We start from the raw sequence: 17,199 nt of genomic DNA on the forward strand, positions 1-17,199 counted from the left end.
TTTTGAATCGACTATCAACTATTCAGTATTTGAAAGGAGTGAATTATACAAGTTATCTTTCTAATTGTATAATACTAACCGACGATAATAGAACAACCTTTGTTTTTACAAAATACTTAATCCCCTAAATTAAAAAAAATGAAAACAAAAAAATTACTATTAACCTTTGCAATACTTTTTATTGCACTAGTTACCGGTTGCGCGAAAGACGATTTCCAAGAAATCGATGGCGTATGTCCGGTTGTGACAATTACTGCTCCAACAAATGGAGCTACAAATGTCCCTCTTGATCAATTAATTTCGGTCACTTTTAATGAAGAAATGAATCCTGAAACAATAAATGAGTCTTCATTTACTTTATCTAACGGTACTTCACAAATACCAGGCGTAGTTACTTACGTTGGTACTACAGCAACCATTACCCCATCAGCTTTACTTGCTCCTAACACTACTTATACTGCAAGAATAGCAAGAACAGTAAAAGACCTTACAGGTAATGCATTACAAACAGAAACTATTTGGACTTTTAGCACAGGTTTAACAGTTACTCCAATGGTTGCATCTACTGATCCTGAAGACAAAACTAATAATGTGGTTTTAAATAAATTAGTAAGTGTTACCTTCAACATGCCGATGAAGGCTTCAACTATTACTGAAAGTACTTATACTTTAAAACAAGGAACTACAGCTGTTTCAGGAACTGTAACCTATAGTGGTTCAACAGCTACCTTCATACCAGCAGCACCTTTGACAGCTAATACTGTTTATACCGCTACTATTTCTAAAGCAGTAACAAATTTAGACAATACAGCTATAATAGCCGATTATGTATGGCAATTTACAACAGGCGCTTTAGTTGCTCCTACTGTAACGTCTACAGATCCAATTAATATGTCAACGGGAATCAGTATCAATAAAACGATTACTGCTAACTTCAGTATGATTATGGATCCGTTAACAATAAATGGAACAACTTTTACTTTAAAACAAGGTACAACAACTATTGCTGGAGCCGTAAGTTATTCTGGAACTACAGCCACTTTTAACCCAACAAGTGATTTATTAGAAAATACACTTTATACCGCCACAATTTCAATTGGTGCAAAAAATGTTGCAGGTGTTGCATTGGCAAATGACTATGTTTGGAGCTTTACGACATTGGATATTAATACTCCTGCTCCCGCTGCAGGTTTATTCTTCGGGGTATTTGGTGGAAACGCTGGAATCACGAATCAAGGTCTTAACACTAGGATTAATAACGGAGGCATCGGAACAACTGCAGCTTCTACATTAGTAACTGGATTTACTGATAAATTAGCTTCTCCAAATGAATTTTATGATGTTACTCCGCTTAATAACGGACTTGTTTTTGGTGGAATTTTTACTGCTGCACCTGCACCTGGAAATGCTACAAAAGCACAAATAGCGCTTGACGGATTGAATGCAGCAAGAGATCTTTATAATAGTATTTCTCCAGCTTCAAAACCAGGAGGAAGTGATCAAGGATCTGGCGAATTAGGAGCCTTAACATTGGCACCAGGTACTTACAAATCAGCTAGTGGTAGCTATAAAATCACAAATGGTGACCTTACATTAGATGCCCAAGGAAATCCAAATGCAGTTTGGTATTTCCAAGCAGAGTCTTCTTTAACGGTTGGTTCTCCAGCAGCTTCAAGAAGTGTTAAATTGATAGGTGGAGCTTTAGCTAAAAATGTCTACTGGTACGTAGGTAGCTCAGCAGTAATTAACTATGCTGGTGGTGGTGTAATGGTTGGAAACATTATCGCAGAAGAAGGAGTTACATTGTCATCTCCAGCTAACAGTACAACGCTTGTTGGTCAAGAAACTGTGTTGAACGGGAGAGCAATTTCATTAATTTCATCGGTAACTATGGTAAATACGATTATTAATATCCCTTCTAACTAAACAACTAGTATCAGATTTAAATCTCCCGTCTTCGGGCGGGATTTATTTAAATGAACCCTAATAATAAAAAATGCAAAAAATGAAATCAAAAACTAAATATACTGAGAAACCATGTGTGGCATGGTCTCCAAATCACCTTAACATCAAAAGCGTTGCAATAATTGCTTTATCATGGTTAAGTTTTCAAACTCCGCTTCAAGCACAAGAAACACAAGCAGTTAAATATGCAAAACCTTCTTGGTACTTTGGTGTCGCTGGTGGGGCCAATTCTAATTTTTACCGTGGTTCAACAAATCAGTTGAATTCTGGTTTTACACCTCCAGCTACTTTTCATGATGGAGATGGTGTTGGGCTTTTCATTGCGCCACTTTTAGAATATCGTCCAGCTGATTCCAGATGGGGAGTTATGTTACAAGCAGGTTATGATAGTCGTAAAGGATCTTTTGATCAAGTGCTTACCGATTGTGACTGTCCAGCAGATTTATCTACTGATCTTAGTTACATCACTGTGGAACCAAGCGTACGTTTTGCTCCATTCAAATCTAATTTTTATCTTTATGGAGGTCCACGTTTAGCTTTTAATCTGGATAAATCATTTGAGTATCAATTAGGTATTAATCCAGCATTTCCTGATCAAGAGGCTTCTCCTGCGGTAACGGGTGACTTTAGTGACATTGAAAAAACTATTTTATCAATGCAAATTGGTGCAGGATATGATATTCCACTTTCTTCAGATAGCAACAAAACACAATTTGTATTGTCTCCTTTTGTTTCTTTCCAGCCCTATTTTGGTCAAAATCCACGCTCAACAGAAACTTGGAATAACACGACCGTACGAGCTGGTGTTGCCCTTAAATTTGGACAAGGATTAAACGTTCAAGAAGCTACTGATTTGTTACAAGATCGTGAAGTACAGTTCTCAGTAAATTCTCCTAGTAATGTTCCCGGAGAAAGAAGGATGACTGAAATTTTTCCGCTTAGAAATTATGTTTTCTTTAATGAAGGATCAACAGAAATTCCAAATCGTTATGTTTTATTAACGAAAAATCAAGTGAAAGACTTTAAAGAAGATCAATTGGAAGTATTTGCTCCAAAAAACTTATCAGATAGGTCTAAACGTCAAATGACTGTTTATTATAACGTTCTGAATATCCTTGGAGACCGTATGCAAAAAAATCCTTCAGCGACAATTACTTTGGTGGGTTCCTCTAATAATGGCAATACAGATGGTCTTACTATGGCAGAATCTGTTAAAACCTATTTGGTAAATATATTTGCAATAAATGCAGCTAGAATTACTACAAAAGGTCAAGACAAACCAAATATCCCATCAGAACAACCAGGAGGAACACAAGAATTAGTGTTGCTACGTGAAGGAGATCGTAGAGTTTCTATCGAAAGTAATTCTCCAGATTTATTGATGGAATTTCAAAGTGGTCCTGATGCTCCATTGAAACCAGTACAAATTATAGCATTGCAAGAAGCACCTGTTGAAAGTTATGTAACCTTCAATAATAAAGGAGCTGGGGAAGCATTATCATCTTGGTCATTACAAATAGCAGACGAAAAAGGTAAAGTACAATCTTTTGGACCATACACTCAAGAAGAAGTTAAAATTCCTGGAAAATCAATTTTAGGTAATCGTCCAGAAGGTGATTATAAAGTAAAAATGATTGGTCAAACTAAAAGCGGTAAAATTGTAGAGAAAGAAACTCCGGTTCACATGGTGCTTTGGACTCCTGCAAAAATGGAAGAAGGTATGAGATATAGTATCATCTATGAATTTAATACGTCTAAAGCAATTACGATGTATGAAAAATACCTTACCGAAGTAGTTACGCCAAAAATTCCTGTTGGAGCAACCGTAATTATTAAAGGCCATACCGATATTATTGGTGAAGAAGTTTACAATCAGGATTTGTCATTAGCACGTGCAAATGATGTGAAAAAAATAATCCAGAACAGTTTAACTAAAGCCGGTAGAAACGATGTTAAATTCGAGGTGTCAGGTTATGGTGAAAATGAAAACAAATCTCCTTTTGAGAATAAAACTCCTGAAGAGCGTTTTTATAATCGTACGGTAATAATTGATATTATTCCTGCCACAAAATAAGTTGGAATAATACAGCATACCGTTTGATATGTTATAAAAGAGGATAGAAACTTAAAAGTCTATCCTCTTTTTTATTTAAAATTTAGAATTCAGTGAATATCTCATGCTGAAAATCTCTTTTATTTTTCAAAATTAAGAATCAACTAGCATTTTATTTTTTTACATTACCTTTTAAAACCTAAATTTTAACAAAAAAATTATTATTTTTACTATTCACTTTATGTAAATATGAACGCAAACGAAAAAACCATTATTAAGTTCTATACTGCTTTTGCCAATGCAGACGCTTCAACAATGTGTGAATGCTATCATTCCAAAATTGAGTTTCGCGATCCTGCTTTTGGTTTATTAAAAGAAAATGATGTTTGCCAAATGTGGAAAATGTTACTTGAAAAAAGTAAAGGCAATATCAAAATTGAATTTTCAGATATAAAAGCAGATGAATACGTTGGTTCCGCACAATGGATCGCTACTTACAACTTTAGCAAAACCAATAGAAAAGTAGTAAATGTTATTCGTGCGCAGTTTCAGTTTAAAGATGGATTAATAAAGAAACACACCGATAATTTCGACATCTGGAAATGGTCCAAACAAGCTTTTGGAATTACAGGATATTTATTAGGCTGGACTGGTTTTTTCCAACAAAAAATACAACAACAAGCACTATTATCATTGAAGAAATACAAAGAATCTAAAAATGCTAATTGAAAGCTTAAAAATACTGTTCAACCGAGATTTGAATAAGTTAAAAACCGAAATTGAGTCGTACCAAAATGAAAGTGATATTTGGAAAATCCAAAAAGGAATAGCTAATTCAGCCGGGAATCTTTGTTTGCATTTGGTAGGAAATCTTAATACATACATTGGAGCCGAATTTGGAAAAACCGGATATATCAGAAACCGAGCACTCGAATTTTCGCTGAAAGATATTCCAAGAGCAGAATTAATACAAAAAATCGAAGAAACCATTGTTGTCGTTAACAATGCACTTAATATCATCTCAGAAGAAGAATTAAAAATGGAATTTCCACTTTTAGTTTTCGAAAAAAAAACTTCAACTGAGTTTATGCTGATCCATTTGACCACGCACCTAGCCTATCATCTGGGACAAATCAATTACCACAGGCGATTATTAGATAATTAAATCTATTTTTAAGAATATCCTCAAAAATTAAAATTAATTTACACTAAAATTAATTTACACTAAAATTAATTTAAAATTTCTATTATTAATTTTTAGATGACAGATCCTCAATTAACGACTAACATATTAGATGGTTAATAAATAAGTTAAGCAAAATCTACAATGAAAACAATAATACATAAAAAACTAAATGAATTACAAGCAACTGCTATTTGCGGAAATGACATAAGTTCATCCTGTCTTTACGTATCGGCACTTACGATTATGTATGCGGGCCAATATGCTTGGATTTCGTTACTTTTTGTTGCGGTTGTCCTTTTTTTATTCAGAAAAATATATGGTGAAGTAGTTGGTGCAATTCCACTTAATGGTGGTGCTTATAACGTATTGTTAAACACTTCGTCCAAAAGGATGGCATCACTTGCAGCAACATTAACAGTGTTATCGTATATGGCTACCGCAGTAATCTCTTCATCTGAAGGTATGCATTATCTCCACGGAATAGTACCAGAAATTGACATCACAATAACTACAGTAATTGTTTTAGTCGCTTTTACCGGTTTGGCTATTTTAGGAATTGGAGAATCTGCTTTTGTTGCTGTCTTTATTTTTCTAATTCATTTAATCACCCTTAGCCTATTGGTATTTGCATCAGGCTGGTTTCTTTTTAATCATGGTTTACAAACTTTTCATATCAATTGGAGTCTTCCAGTTACCTCAGGCGGGATTGTTAGGGCACTTTTCTTAGGATTTTCAGCTGCAATGTTAGGAATTTCGGGTTTTGAAAGTTCTGCTAATTTTGTGGAAGAACAAGAACATGGGGTGTTTCCAAAAACACTTCGTAATATGTGGGCAATAGTGAGTTTTTTCAATCCTTTACTAGCTTTATTATTGATATGCATAATCCCGCTGGCAGAAGTTGGTGAACATAAAGAATCCCTGCTTGCCTTTTTAGGTCAAACAACCGGCGGATCGTGGCTTGCTTATCTTATTTCCATCGACGCCGTTTTGGTCCTATGTGGAGCTGTATTAACCTCATTTGTTGGCGTTTCTGGGTTACTAAATCGTATGACTTTAGACAGAATCCTACCCAATTACTTTTTGAAACAAAATAAGAGAGGTTCAAATTATAGAATAATTATCAGCTTTCTAATATTATGCATTTCCGTATTATTTGTTACTGGTGGAAATCTTGTTGCACTTGCCGGCGTTTACACGTTCTCTTTTCTGGCAGTAATGGGATTATTTGGTATTGGAAATTTATTATTGAAATTTAAACGAAAAAAACTGCCCAGACCTGAAAGAGCTCGTGGAATTTCGGTAGTTATTGCCGTATCATTAGTAATCACTGCTTTTGTAGGTAATGTCCAATTGAATGTTGATTCCTTTTATACTTTTATCAAATATCTGATTCCTTCATTGCTATTTATTGGTATCATGTTAAACAGGTCTTTTCTAATCCAGCTATCAATTGATGCCTTAGAATATTTTTACAAACCTCTACGCCGATTCGTTATATTCAGTAATCGTTATTTGATGAAAATGAATAAAAAAATCCATTCTCAGGAATTTGTTTTTTTTACAAAAGGAGATGATGTTGCAATTTTAAATAAAGTAATGCAATATGTAGAAAATAATGAAACGACTAAGAAATTAAAAATTGTCAATGTAAAACGGGAAGGCGAAAATAATGATTCACTCATAATTGACCTTAAAGTTCTTGACCGCGCTTATCCTGAAATTGACATTGAATTCATTGAATTAGAAGGTACTTTTGGTCCGGAAATCATTGACGAATTATCAAAAAAATGGAATATTCCTAAAAATTTCATGTTTATTGGTTCGCCAGGTAATCGTTTCTCTTACAGAGTCTCTGAATTAGGCGGTGTTAGATTAATTATGTAATTTTTGCACTCACGCAATGAAAACACCTTGAACTTTAAATATCTAGAATTCAAACAAATAGAAAATTAATTTTAATCCGCTATATTTGTTATACCAGAAAAAATCGTTTTTATTTTCAAAAAATGAAATACTAGCCTGCAATTCCAAAATAGAAATTTGAAATAACGATTATAATCCAAATTTGTATGTTACAATCTTCTAAAACGCCAGTTCCATTTCAATCCAACAGGAGATTTTCTGTTTTAGAAATACTCCAGTTTATAGTCTTGGCTTCTTTAATTCTGTACTTTGGCAAAACACTATTTATTCCGTTAAGTTTTTCGTTACTCATTGGTTTTATCTTGTATCCTATTTGTAAATGGATGGAAACAAAAGGCATTAATAAAGGAATTGCAATTGTTATTTCTATTTTGGGAGTCACACTTTTGGTGGGAGCTGTACTCTATCTATTATTCGCACAGTTCTCAGAATTCTTGCAAGAATGGCAATCTTTAAGAACCAAACTAACCGAAACGATACATCAATTGAGTCTTTTTATTTCAGAGCGATTTGATATTAGTTTAGAAAAACAAACGGAATTTATCAATAATACGCTCAATAATTCTGGTTCTCAAGCTTTTTCAATAGTTCGGAATACCGCTTATTCTCTCTCTGAATCAGCATTTTTTCTAATCATGATTCCTGTTTTCTCTGCATTAATACTTTTCCACCGCCAAATGTTATCAAATGCTTTGTATGAACTTTTCCCTCCCGAAAGAAAAAACACCATTCATGAAATCCTTGTTGAAACCATTCATGAATATTACAATTTCATCAAAGGAATGTTGGTAGTTTATTTAATAGTTGGATTATTAAACAGCATTGGACTTTGGATAATTGGAGTGCCAAATCCCTTTCTATTTGGTTTTATAGCCTCAATCCTCACTTTCATTCCGTATGTGGGCATTATGATATCGTCGCTATTGCCCATTGCCGTTTCCTGGATAACGTACAATTCTATTTGGTATCCATTAGCTGTTATTGCCGTTTTTTCTATTGTTCAAGCACTTGAAGCTTATATTATATTTCCTTTTGCTGTAGGAAGCCGCTTGAAAATAAATACATTGGTTATCATTATTGTAGTAATCGTAGGAGGTATTATTTGGGGCGCTGCAGGAATGATTCTGTTCATTCCGTTCATAAGCATCATAAAGTTGATTGCGGACCGCACACCAAGCTTAAAGATGTTATCCGTTTTATTGGGAGACGGTGAACAAAAGAAAACTACGAAATAATCTATTTCAAAAGCGCAAAATCAAATGTCCAATCCAGCTCTTTTTTATACCATAATTGTCCTTTTGAAACTTCCAGCGGACAGTCAAAATTATTGGTATAAAGCGCTCCGGTTCCTAATCCCTGAGGCATTAAATTCTGTTGTAAAAAGGTCCATTGCGCAATGGCATTCAGTCCAATATTACTCTCCAAAGCAGAGGTAATCCACCACCCTATTTTATGCTTTTCAGCCAATGAAATCCATTCTTGTGTGCCTCGAAAACCACCTACAAAACTAGGCTTCAAGATGATGTATTGCGGTCTGATTTTCTCTAATAATTTCTCTTTTTCTTCTAATGCAAACACTCCGATTAGCTCTTCATCCAAAGCAATAGGAAAAGGAGTAGTTTTACATAACTCTGCCATCCTGTCAGTACGGTTTTTTTGTATCGGTTGCTCAATACTATGCAACTTAAATTCAGATAGTTGAATTAATTTATCTAAAGCTTTATCTTCATCAAAAGCCCCGTTCGCATCCACCCGAATTTCGACTTGTTCCGGAGTAAAATGTTCCCTAATAAATCGCAATAATTGCAATTCTTTATCGAAATCTATCGCTCCTATTTTGAGTTTTATGCATCGAAAACCTTGTGCCAGTTTTTCCTCAATTTGCTCTTTCATAAACGACTCCTCGCCCATCCAAACTAAACCATTTATCAGTATCGATTTTACACCATTTGTAAAGTCCGAAGGGAATAACAAAAAAGGAGTTTCACTCACTAAAGATTGAAACGCCATTTCGACTCCAAATTGTATCGAAGGAAACTCTAATAAAGCTTCCCAAAGCTTGTCTTTTCCCAAGTTAATATTGTCGCAAGTCCATTTCAATTTTTCTTCATAATCTGATCGATCATCAATACTCAATCCGCGAAGGATTCCACATTCTCCGATTCCCTTTTTACCATCTTGTTCCAAGACGATAAACCAAGTTTCTTTTTCGGTCATAACGCCACGGGAAGTCCCCGATGGTCGTTTGAAATCCAGAATGTATTTGTGGTAGGTTGCTTTCAAGAAATTATGAGTTATGAGTTATTTTAATTTGGCAAACTTGTATCTAATTAATTGTATCAAAACTTAATCCACTAACTTCAAAATTCTTTCAAAATCACTGGAAGTTATTCCTGCCTTTTTGAAAGCAGCAAAATCTTGTTTTATTTTTTGAGTCCAACTCAAACTATCCGTGACGTTTTGAGATTGATACTCTTTATAAATAGCTTTTGCTGACGAATAATTATCATTTAATAAATAAGCGTGCGCCAAATTCATTTGTATCAATAACTCCGTATTATCAAGCTTCTCGCCTTCTTTTAGGAATTTAATCGCTTTACCGTATTGCTTCGTCAAAAGATAACTATTTCCTATTGCATTGTAATCCAAAGCAGTTGCTTTTCCATAATTGATTATCGTTGTAAATTTCAAAATGGCTTCGCCTTGCTTTCCTTGTTTTGCTAATGCAGCGGCTTGCTTGCGCAAATCGTCATAAACACTTTTAGAAAGACTGCTTTCACCAAAACAACTGTTACCAAAATCTTTAAACGCTTTAGAACGCTCTACAGCCAATAATTTCTGGAATTCCTTAAACTTATACTTGGATTGAATTTTATCGAGAATACAAACGCAAAAATCATCTGAATTGGTCATTTTTTGAGCCAAATTGGATGTTTTACATTGATCGATGATTGCTTTTCTGTTTTCAAGTGTCCAGCCACGACTGAGTGTATTATCGACCCACGGCACAACTTCCAGAATAATTTTTTGGTTCATGATCCAGTTTTTACTTTCAAAACCAAACCATAAATTTCCAGAATTCGATTGCATACAAGCAGATTTCTCAGATGAAAGTCGTTTAGCATCTTTGCTTACTGGCGTATCCTGAACCAGACAAGCGTCATCAGTTTTTCCGTTTTCTTTATATTTTGTAGCTAATTCAGCGCTAGAAAAAACTGCATACTTGCATTTGTCATCTCCTGAGATTTTTGACAATATAAAAACTGCTCCTGCTGAACCTTGACTAATCCCCGTTGGGTCTGGTATAGCTTTCAAAACAGAAACTAAACTGCCCGCCATTTGCTGGTTTTTGTCCAAAAGTGTTATTCTATAAACGACTTCGGTGGTACCTTCAGGAAAATCTTGAGTTTTTATGATGATTCTGTCTCTTGCGGAAACAGAAATTTCTTCGGTTGTACCACGGGTTTTATCCCAATAGCCGTCTTTTTGAGAGAAAACAGATTGAAAGGAAATAAATGCTACTATTATTAAAGCTATTTTTTGAATATTCATTTTCTTGATTAACGTTTTTTAGCCCAGATTACTTCACTTAATTTTTATTTACATAGGGGTTCATTGAACTTCGTTTGCAGTGAAAATCCTTTTTATCAGCCTTTTTCGGCTGATTAAAAGATTGCAACAAATAGCTGGAGATTGCTTCGAAAAACTCACAATGACTAATTACAATTCGATGGAACTTCCTATTTCCAGCAACATCAAATCTTTTCCTTTGTTGAAGAATTTACGAATGGATTCCTCATGGTCAATTTCGATATAACCGAAAGTATCGTAATGGTAGCCCAGAATTTTATCGCAATCCAAGAAATCAGAAGCAATAATGGCATCTTCGACATCCATAGTGAAATTATCGCCTATCGGCAAAATTGCTAAATCAAGTTTAGTTCGCATCGGAATGAGTTTCATATCCATTGTCAGCGCCGTATCACCAGCAATGTAGATATTTTTATGTTCGCCTTCAATGACAAAACCGCCCGGATTCCCCCCATAACTGCCGTCAGGAAAAGAACTGGAATGAATCGCATTTACATATTTCAGTTTTCCAAAATCGAAATTCCAACTTCCGCCATGATTCATGGGATGTGATTGAAAGCCTTTTGCTCCATAATAACCTGCAATTTCTGCATTAGAAACAATTACCGCATTGGTTCTTTTGGCAATTGCCTCGACATCGAGAATATGGTCCCCGTGAGCGTGCGTAAGCAAAATATAATCGGCTTTTAAAGTGTCAATGTCAATATGCGCTGCATTTGGATTAGCCGAAATATAAGGATCTACAATAATGTGTTTTCCTCCAACTTCTATACCTAATGACGCATGACCGTAAAATGTTATTTTCATATTTATTGATTTAAAATGGAATAATTCCCTACTTGATTATTAATTTATCTGCCGCCTAAAAAAGTATTTACAATGATATCCGAAAAAAAGTAAATCATACCTAACGACAATAAAACCGAAAGTGCAAAAGTACTCAATGCAAGTTTTTTTAATTCAGGATCTAATTCCTTAGCGTTTTGATTTTTATAGACCGTATTTAAATGCTTAATTAAAGGAATGTAAGCCAATAAAAACAAGTATTGATCAAAGTGAAAATCGTCAATAATCGCAAAAATCAACACCAAAACCATCGCCGTAACAATCAAAATGTAATGATATATTTTAGCTTTGGATCCGCCAATTTTTACGACAATTGTATTTTTATTTGACTTCCTATCGGATTCTTCATCACGCATATTGTTCAAATTCAAAACACCCACGCTCAATAATCCAATAGCAACCGCCGGCAAAACCAACAACGCATCCAATTGTTTCGAGTATAAAAAATTCACTCCTAAAGTACTCACCAATCCGAAAAATACAAACACAAATACATCGCCAAATCCACGGTAGCCGTACGCCGTATTTCCAACCGTGTAACGAATTGCAGATACAATGGAAAGAATTCCCAATACTAAATAGAAAAAGGAATACCATAAATTTGTATCTCTAAACGCATAATAAATCAATAACATCGCTGAAAGCAACGTCAAGGCTGATGTCATTATAATGGCTCGTTTCATGGCTTGTGGAGTAATCACACCGCTTTGTATCGCGCGTTTTGGCCCTACACGATCCTCATTATCCGTTCCTTTCATGCCGTCACCGTAATCATTAGCAAAATTGGACAGTATCTGCAATCCTAATGTTGTCAATATAGCAAATCCAAACAATCGCCAATTAAAGACCTCGGTTGGCGTTAATATACTATCTGTTGGGTGCGCCAAAGCATACATACTACCCACTATTATTCCAGAAACCGATAATGGTAAGGTTCGTAATCGTGCGGCTTCAATCCAATGTTTCATATTTTTTTATTTAAAAATTTGCAGTTTAAAACTTAAGATTTGTTGCACAGACAACTTTAAACCTTACACTTTAAACCATTTTGTTAAATCCAATTGCTATCGGAAGTTTCTATTTCGTACAACCAACGGTTGACTTGTTGTTTTACTATTGAATAATTCGCTAACTGAAAAGCAATATTTCCTCCTGCAGTATGCAATGTTATGGAACCAATATTCAACTTTTTATGCCAGAAAAGCTGCGAAGTTGTAATTGCTTGTATTTTACTGGGCTCAATAATATCATTGCTGATGTCCCAAGCGCCACTTTGCTTTATTATAAAATTCTCGTGAATGAATAATCGGTTATTTTTAAATTTAAAATACTGGATTAATCCAATAACAACTAAATACACCGGCACAACATAACTATATTCAAAAATTATAGGCTCAAGCCAATATCCAATCCCTAAAAATCCAAACAAAGGTAATCCTATTGAAATAAAAACAGAAAAAATAAGTTTACGAAAATTAGGTTGCAACATCAACCCTTTTTCAGGAATTTTATGAAACAATAATCTCAATATCGAATCTCTCTCTGCTTCACTACATCCCGGAATTTCAATTATTGATTTTCGTTCTTCTTTTTCTCCGCTGGTCGCTTGTCTAATTTTCAGCTCCAGAATCCCCATTTTCTTTTGGAAATAATTCCTTTTAACGGTCGTAATCTGAACTTTTTCAGGCTTGATAATAGTGCTTTTTGTGTTTAACAACCCAAAAGACAACAACAAAGACCCTTTTTGTCGGGTTATTTTGTAATCATAATATTTAAAAATGATTCGAATGATATTGATCACCAAAACGATCCCAAACAAAAATAGTATTGATCCTAATATAGTTTGAAAGACAAAGCTTTCGTCAATATAAGTCCCCATTTTTTCTTTATAAATAGTACTGTCGTCTCCAAAATTCTGTAAATTCTCGTAAATCGTACTGAAGAAAATTACTAGCAAAGCGATACTTCTTTCGTAATTTGACGTTATCCCAACTTTTAGCAAACTCAAAAAGCTTATTTTGATGAAAGGATGAGCCGCTTCAAATAGTTTTTGTTCGGTTTGCTCCAAGGTAGTTGTTTCTGTTCCAATTGTAGTCTTTAGCTCTTCATTTTCTAATAAATGGAATTTCAAATCCAAAGCCAATTCATGTGAAATCGCTTTGATAGCGCCTTCTTTTTTATTGCTTCCGGCTGTATCCACATCCAATTCATAAACCCCAATTAACTTTTGAATAAAAGACTGATTGATATTTACTTGTTGGATTTTACACAGTTGAATCGAGGTTTTGGTTTTATTAAAAACGCCTTCTGTAATGATAAATTCGTCGTTTTCGGAATCCAAAAAGAAAGTAAAATTCAGGTATTTCAAATAAGAAACAACCCCAATACTTGCAAATACGGCAATCATCCCAAGGAAAAAATACAATTTATTAACCTCGTCGAACTTAAAAATCCAAAGCACAATCATAGGCCACAAAGCTCTGGCATATTGCTGAAGCGTGTAAAAAAACATTACCAAAATACCTATTGAAGATTGCCTCTGTGGCTGACTAAAATCGGCTCCCATTACAATTGCTTTTGTATTTTACCCATCAACAATTGTTTGATATTTTCGGCTTGCTCTTTTTCGATTCCAGGGATTTCAATATCACTAGAACTTCCACCAGCAGTAAAAATTTCAATTTTGGTCAGACCAAAATAACGTGAAATTAACCCTTCATGCAAAGCCACGTGCTGTACTCTATTATAAGGAATTACGATTGTATTTGTAGCAATAATTCCGTACCTGAAAAGCACATCGTGTTCTCGGAAAGCAAATCCTTTTTTCTTAAATCCAATAATAGAAAATGCTACCAACAAAACTGAGAATATAGGAATAACGACACCTATGATCAACCAGACTCTTCCGGAAAATAGTTCGGGTTTAAACATGGAAACAAATATTGGAACAAGAATAAGTATTCCAATAAATAACGCCAAATTAATCAATACCACCCAAATGTAGTTAGGATGCAAATTCGTAAAAGTGACTTCCTCAAATTTTGGAAGTTGGCGCGTATCAATCGTTTCGTTTGTGAAATTTTCCATTTATAAAATTTAGTTTAAAGCTTAAGGTTTTAAAGTTTAAAGTTCCTTTTCAAAACAACTTTAAACTTTAAACATCAAACTTTTTTACGGCAACCATTTTTTCTCAAAATTCGGTTTTCTTTTCTCCAGGAATGCGTTTCTTCCTTCTTTAGCTTCTTCAGTCATATATGCAAGTCTTGTAGCTTCACCAGCAAAAACCTGTTGTCCTACCATTCCATCATCCGTAAGATTCATCGCAAATTTCAGCATTTTAATCGCCATTGGAGATTTTTGCAAAATTTCCTGCGCCCATTCGTAAGCTGTATCTTCTAATTCAGCATGAGGAATCACAGCATTTACCATTCCCATATCCATTGCATCCTGAGCCGAATAATTGCGTCCCAAGAAGAAAATCTCGCGTGCTTTTTTCTGTCCAACCATTTTAGCCAAATAAGCCGAACCGTATCCACCGTCAAAACTGGTTACATCGGCGTCCGTTTGTTTGAAAATAGCGTGTTCTTTACTCGCCAAAGTCAAATCGCACACCACATGCAAACTGTGTCCTCCACCTACAGCCCAACCTGGAACTACAGCGATAACTACTTTTGGCATGAATCGGATTAAACGCTGCACTTCTAAAATGTTCAAACGATGTTGTCCATCATCACCTACATAACCTTGATGCCCGCGTGCGTTTTGATCGCCGCCGCTGCAAAAAGAATACACGCCATCTTTAGACGAAGGCCCTTCGGCAGAAAGTAAAACTACTCCTATTGACGTATCTTCCTGTGCATCGTAAAAGGCATTATACAATTCAGCAGTTGTTTTCGGACGGAACGCATTGCGCACATCTGGTCTGTTAAACGCAATTCTGGCAACGCCATTGCATTTCTTATAAGTGATATCTTCGTATTCTTTAGCAGTGATCCAATCCATTACAATTGATTTAAATTATTTTAGTGTAAAAATAAATCATTTTTTACATTTTATCTATTCTATTTGCATAACCTTATGGTAATCCTTCTCTGATTAAAGGCTTTAAAATGTTAAAAAACTATAAAAAAATAGCAATTTAACAGTTGCCAATTCAAATTATTTTTAATTTTAGAACAAGCTAATCAGATGAATACAAATTCTTTATCTTGATTAATTATTGATTCTTCACTGATTTATTAACCTAAAAAAAGAATGTATTGAATGCAATTAAAAATGTTGTCGCTCCTTTTTCTACGGTAATAACTTATAAAAATATTTTCAAAGCCCCGATAAACGAGCTAATGATACTAGCATTTGCCCCAGCAGTAAAAAATAAAAAGTAACACCTACGGTTAATTAAAGAACTATTTTCTTGTCCTTGCAAAAGTGAGACATTAATAAACAATTGTTTAGAAAATTATCTTCCAATATATAGAAAACCAACGGCCTTATTGTGAAATTATTTCTTAACTCCTAAGCAAGTGATTGTACATTTAAAGACAAAACTATCCTTTAAAGTACTTACGCTTAAATTAATATTTTTAAAATAGTATCGAGCATACTATTGCGCTTAGAAGCGGATAAAGCTACTTTGAACTTCAAATTTATTTTAATGTTGCCAGAATTTAATATTCTAAAACAGCATTAAAAAGAGAAAGACTAACCGTTACGATTAGTCTTTCTTTTTTTTTATTCCTTAACCAAGTAAATTCCGTCTTCCTTGATTTCGATTAATTTCTCTCGGTATAAAGCTCCTATCGCTTTCTTGAAGGTTTTCTTGCTCATTTTCAAAACCGTTTTAATGTCCTCCGGATGTGAATTATCAGTCAAACGCAAGAAACCTCTGCTGGCTCTTAACTCATCCAGAATTTTTTCTGCATTTGGCTCTATACTTTGATATCCTTGAACTTGCAATGCCACATCAATCTTATTATCCGGACGAATCGTCTTGATATACCCTCGCATGCGGTCTCCCGTGCGAATCGCATCATCATAAACTTCATCTTTGTACATCAAACCTTTGTACTTTTCGTTGATGATAACGTTAATTCCTAATTCAGTGATATGAGAAACAATTAAATCTACTTCTTCCCCTTTTTCGACCGTTAAGTGATCATTTTTTAAAAACTGATTCAATTTACTGGAAGCCACCAAGCGATTGGTTTTCTCGTCCATATAAAGATACACCAAGTAGCGTTTACCTTTTTCCATAGGACGTGCCTGCTCTTTGAACGGAACCAAAATATCTTTTTCCATTCCCCAATCCATAAAAGCACCAATCTGATTGGTATAATTCACACGCAAAAGTGCAAATTCATTCAATAAAATATATGGTTCTAATGTCGTGGCAACGGGTCTTTCTTCGTGGTCTAGATACACAAAAACAATCAACTCCTCACCTATTTCAAATTCGTTTGGCACGTATTTGTTAGGCAACAGAATGTCATGGATTCCTTCGGGATCTTGTTCTGGATTGCCCAGAAACAAACCCACTTTGGTATCGCGTAATATGGTAAGCGTATTGTATTTTCCTATTTCAATCATTTTCTTTCAATTTCTAAAGCGCAAAGGTACGAAGTTTGAAAATAGTAAA

The 17,199-nt window shown here is 34.6% G+C and carries 14 protein-coding genes; 6 read left to right on the plus strand and 8 right to left on the minus strand.

The genetic code is table 11. The features are described from left to right. Positions 1-138 precede the first annotated feature (138 nt). The 6 genes from BMX64_RS08595 to BMX64_RS08620 all read left to right on the plus strand — a co-directional run bounded on the left by BMX64_RS08595 (position 139) and on the right by BMX64_RS08620 (position 8,362). Positions 139-1,926: an Ig-like domain-containing protein gene (locus BMX64_RS08595; protein ID WP_091170286.1), complete on the plus strand. Its 1,788-nt coding sequence runs from the start codon at positions 139-141 to the stop codon at positions 1,924-1,926. Positions 1,927-2,005: 79 nt separating this feature from the next. Then, positions 2,006-4,039 (plus strand): OmpA family protein, encoded by a 2,034-nt coding sequence (locus BMX64_RS08600; protein WP_091171131.1) that lies wholly within the window; start codon positions 2,006-2,008, stop codon positions 4,037-4,039. Between the two features lie 228 nt (positions 4,040-4,267). Beyond that, the gene (locus BMX64_RS08605) at positions 4,268-4,747 is read left to right on the plus strand and encodes a nuclear transport factor 2 family protein (protein WP_091170290.1); all 480 of its coding nucleotides are present in this window, start codon (positions 4,268-4,270) and stop codon (positions 4,745-4,747) included. Further along, positions 4,737-5,183, plus strand: coding sequence for a DUF1572 family protein (locus BMX64_RS08610; protein WP_091170294.1), 447 nt, complete (start codon positions 4,737-4,739; stop codon positions 5,181-5,183). Before BMX64_RS08605 ends, BMX64_RS08610 begins: the two co-directional genes overlap by 11 nt. Before the next feature lie 162 nt (positions 5,184-5,345). Beyond that, the gene (locus tag BMX64_RS08615; RefSeq protein WP_091170297.1) at positions 5,346-7,088 is read left to right on the plus strand and encodes an APC family permease; all 1,743 of its coding nucleotides are present in this window, start codon (positions 5,346-5,348) and stop codon (positions 7,086-7,088) included. A gap of 185 nt (positions 7,089-7,273) precedes the next feature. Beyond that, the gene (locus BMX64_RS08620) at positions 7,274-8,362 is read left to right on the plus strand and encodes an AI-2E family transporter (RefSeq protein ID WP_091170300.1); all 1,089 of its coding nucleotides are present in this window, start codon (positions 7,274-7,276) and stop codon (positions 8,360-8,362) included. 1 nt (position 8,363) lies between these two features. Here BMX64_RS08620 and BMX64_RS08625 read toward each other — a convergent pair whose 3' ends face one another. The 8 genes from BMX64_RS08625 to BMX64_RS08660 all read right to left on the minus strand — a co-directional run bounded on the left by BMX64_RS08625 (position 8,364) and on the right by BMX64_RS08660 (position 17,150). After that, positions 8,364-9,410 (minus strand): o-succinylbenzoate synthase, encoded by a 1,047-nt coding sequence (locus tag BMX64_RS08625; protein ID WP_091170304.1) that lies wholly within the window; start codon positions 9,408-9,410, stop codon positions 8,364-8,366. Between the two features lie 63 nt (positions 9,411-9,473). Then, positions 9,474-10,679 carry a tetratricopeptide repeat protein gene (locus tag BMX64_RS08630; RefSeq protein ID WP_091170308.1) on the minus strand — a complete coding sequence of 402 codons (1,206 nt, stop codon included), beginning with the start codon at positions 10,677-10,679 and terminating at the stop codon, positions 9,474-9,476. A 168-nt stretch (positions 10,680-10,847) separates the two neighbouring features. Next, the gene (locus tag BMX64_RS08635) at positions 10,848-11,525 is read right to left on the minus strand and encodes a metal-dependent hydrolase (RefSeq protein WP_091170311.1); all 678 of its coding nucleotides are present in this window, start codon (positions 11,523-11,525) and stop codon (positions 10,848-10,850) included. Between the two features lie 44 nt (positions 11,526-11,569). Continuing rightward, a complete protein-coding gene (menA, locus tag BMX64_RS08640) occupies positions 11,570-12,532 on the minus strand; it encodes a 1,4-dihydroxy-2-naphthoate octaprenyltransferase (RefSeq protein ID WP_091170314.1) in 963 nt (320 codons plus the stop codon). An 83-nt stretch (positions 12,533-12,615) separates the two neighbouring features. Beyond that, positions 12,616-14,130, minus strand: a complete 1,515-nt coding sequence (locus tag BMX64_RS08645; protein WP_091170318.1) for a PH domain-containing protein — start codon at positions 14,128-14,130, stop codon at positions 12,616-12,618. Then, on the minus strand, positions 14,130-14,651 hold the full coding sequence (locus BMX64_RS08650) for a PH domain-containing protein (protein ID WP_091170321.1): 522 nt from the start codon (positions 14,649-14,651) through the stop codon (positions 14,130-14,132). The genes BMX64_RS08645 and BMX64_RS08650 overlap by 1 nt, the downstream gene beginning before the upstream one ends. 84 nt (positions 14,652-14,735) lie before the next feature. Continuing rightward, complete coding sequence (locus tag BMX64_RS08655) at positions 14,736-15,566, minus strand: 1,4-dihydroxy-2-naphthoyl-CoA synthase (protein WP_091170323.1); 831 nt, start codon at positions 15,564-15,566, stop codon at positions 14,736-14,738. Between the two features lie 729 nt (positions 15,567-16,295). Further along, complete coding sequence (locus tag BMX64_RS08660; RefSeq protein WP_091170327.1) at positions 16,296-17,150, minus strand: CvfB family protein; 855 nt, start codon at positions 17,148-17,150, stop codon at positions 16,296-16,298. Positions 17,151-17,199 lie beyond the last annotated feature (49 nt).

Source organism: Flavobacterium sinopsychrotolerans (genome assembly GCF_900110375.1).
GTDB classification, from domain to species: domain Bacteria; phylum Bacteroidota; class Bacteroidia; order Flavobacteriales; family Flavobacteriaceae; genus Flavobacterium; species Flavobacterium sinopsychrotolerans.

Bases quoted from the DNA above. Each gene is read 5' to 3' on its own strand.
- BMX64_RS08655 (WP_091170323.1), bottom strand. From the start codon at position 15,566: ATGGATTGGATCACTGCTAAAGAATACGAAGATATCACTTATAAGAAA.
- BMX64_RS08615 (WP_091170297.1), top strand. From the start codon at position 5,346: ATGAAAACAATAATACATAAAAAACTAAATGAATTACAAGCAACTGCT.
- BMX64_RS08630 (WP_091170308.1), bottom strand. From the start codon at position 10,679: ATGAATATTCAAAAAATAGCTTTAATAATAGTAGCATTTATTTCCTTT.
- BMX64_RS08605 (WP_091170290.1), top strand. From the start codon at position 4,268: ATGAACGCAAACGAAAAAACCATTATTAAGTTCTATACTGCTTTTGCC.
- BMX64_RS08660 (WP_091170327.1), bottom strand. From the start codon at position 17,150: ATGATTGAAATAGGAAAATACAATACGCTTACCATATTACGCGATACC.
- BMX64_RS08600 (WP_091171131.1), top strand. From the start codon at position 2,006: ATGAAATCAAAAACTAAATATACTGAGAAACCATGTGTGGCATGGTCT.
- BMX64_RS08645 (WP_091170318.1), bottom strand. From the start codon at position 14,130: ATGGGAGCCGATTTTAGTCAGCCACAGAGGCAATCTTCAATAGGTATT.
- BMX64_RS08650 (WP_091170321.1), bottom strand. From the start codon at position 14,651: ATGGAAAATTTCACAAACGAAACGATTGATACGCGCCAACTTCCAAAA.
- BMX64_RS08595 (WP_091170286.1), top strand. From the start codon at position 139: ATGAAAACAAAAAAATTACTATTAACCTTTGCAATACTTTTTATTGCA.
- menA (WP_091170314.1), bottom strand. From the start codon at position 12,532: ATGAAACATTGGATTGAAGCCGCACGATTACGAACCTTACCATTATCG.
- BMX64_RS08620 (WP_091170300.1), top strand. From the start codon at position 7,274: ATGTTACAATCTTCTAAAACGCCAGTTCCATTTCAATCCAACAGGAGA.
- BMX64_RS08610 (WP_091170294.1), top strand. From the start codon at position 4,737: ATGCTAATTGAAAGCTTAAAAATACTGTTCAACCGAGATTTGAATAAG.
- BMX64_RS08635 (WP_091170311.1), bottom strand. From the start codon at position 11,525: ATGAAAATAACATTTTACGGTCATGCGTCATTAGGTATAGAAGTTGGA.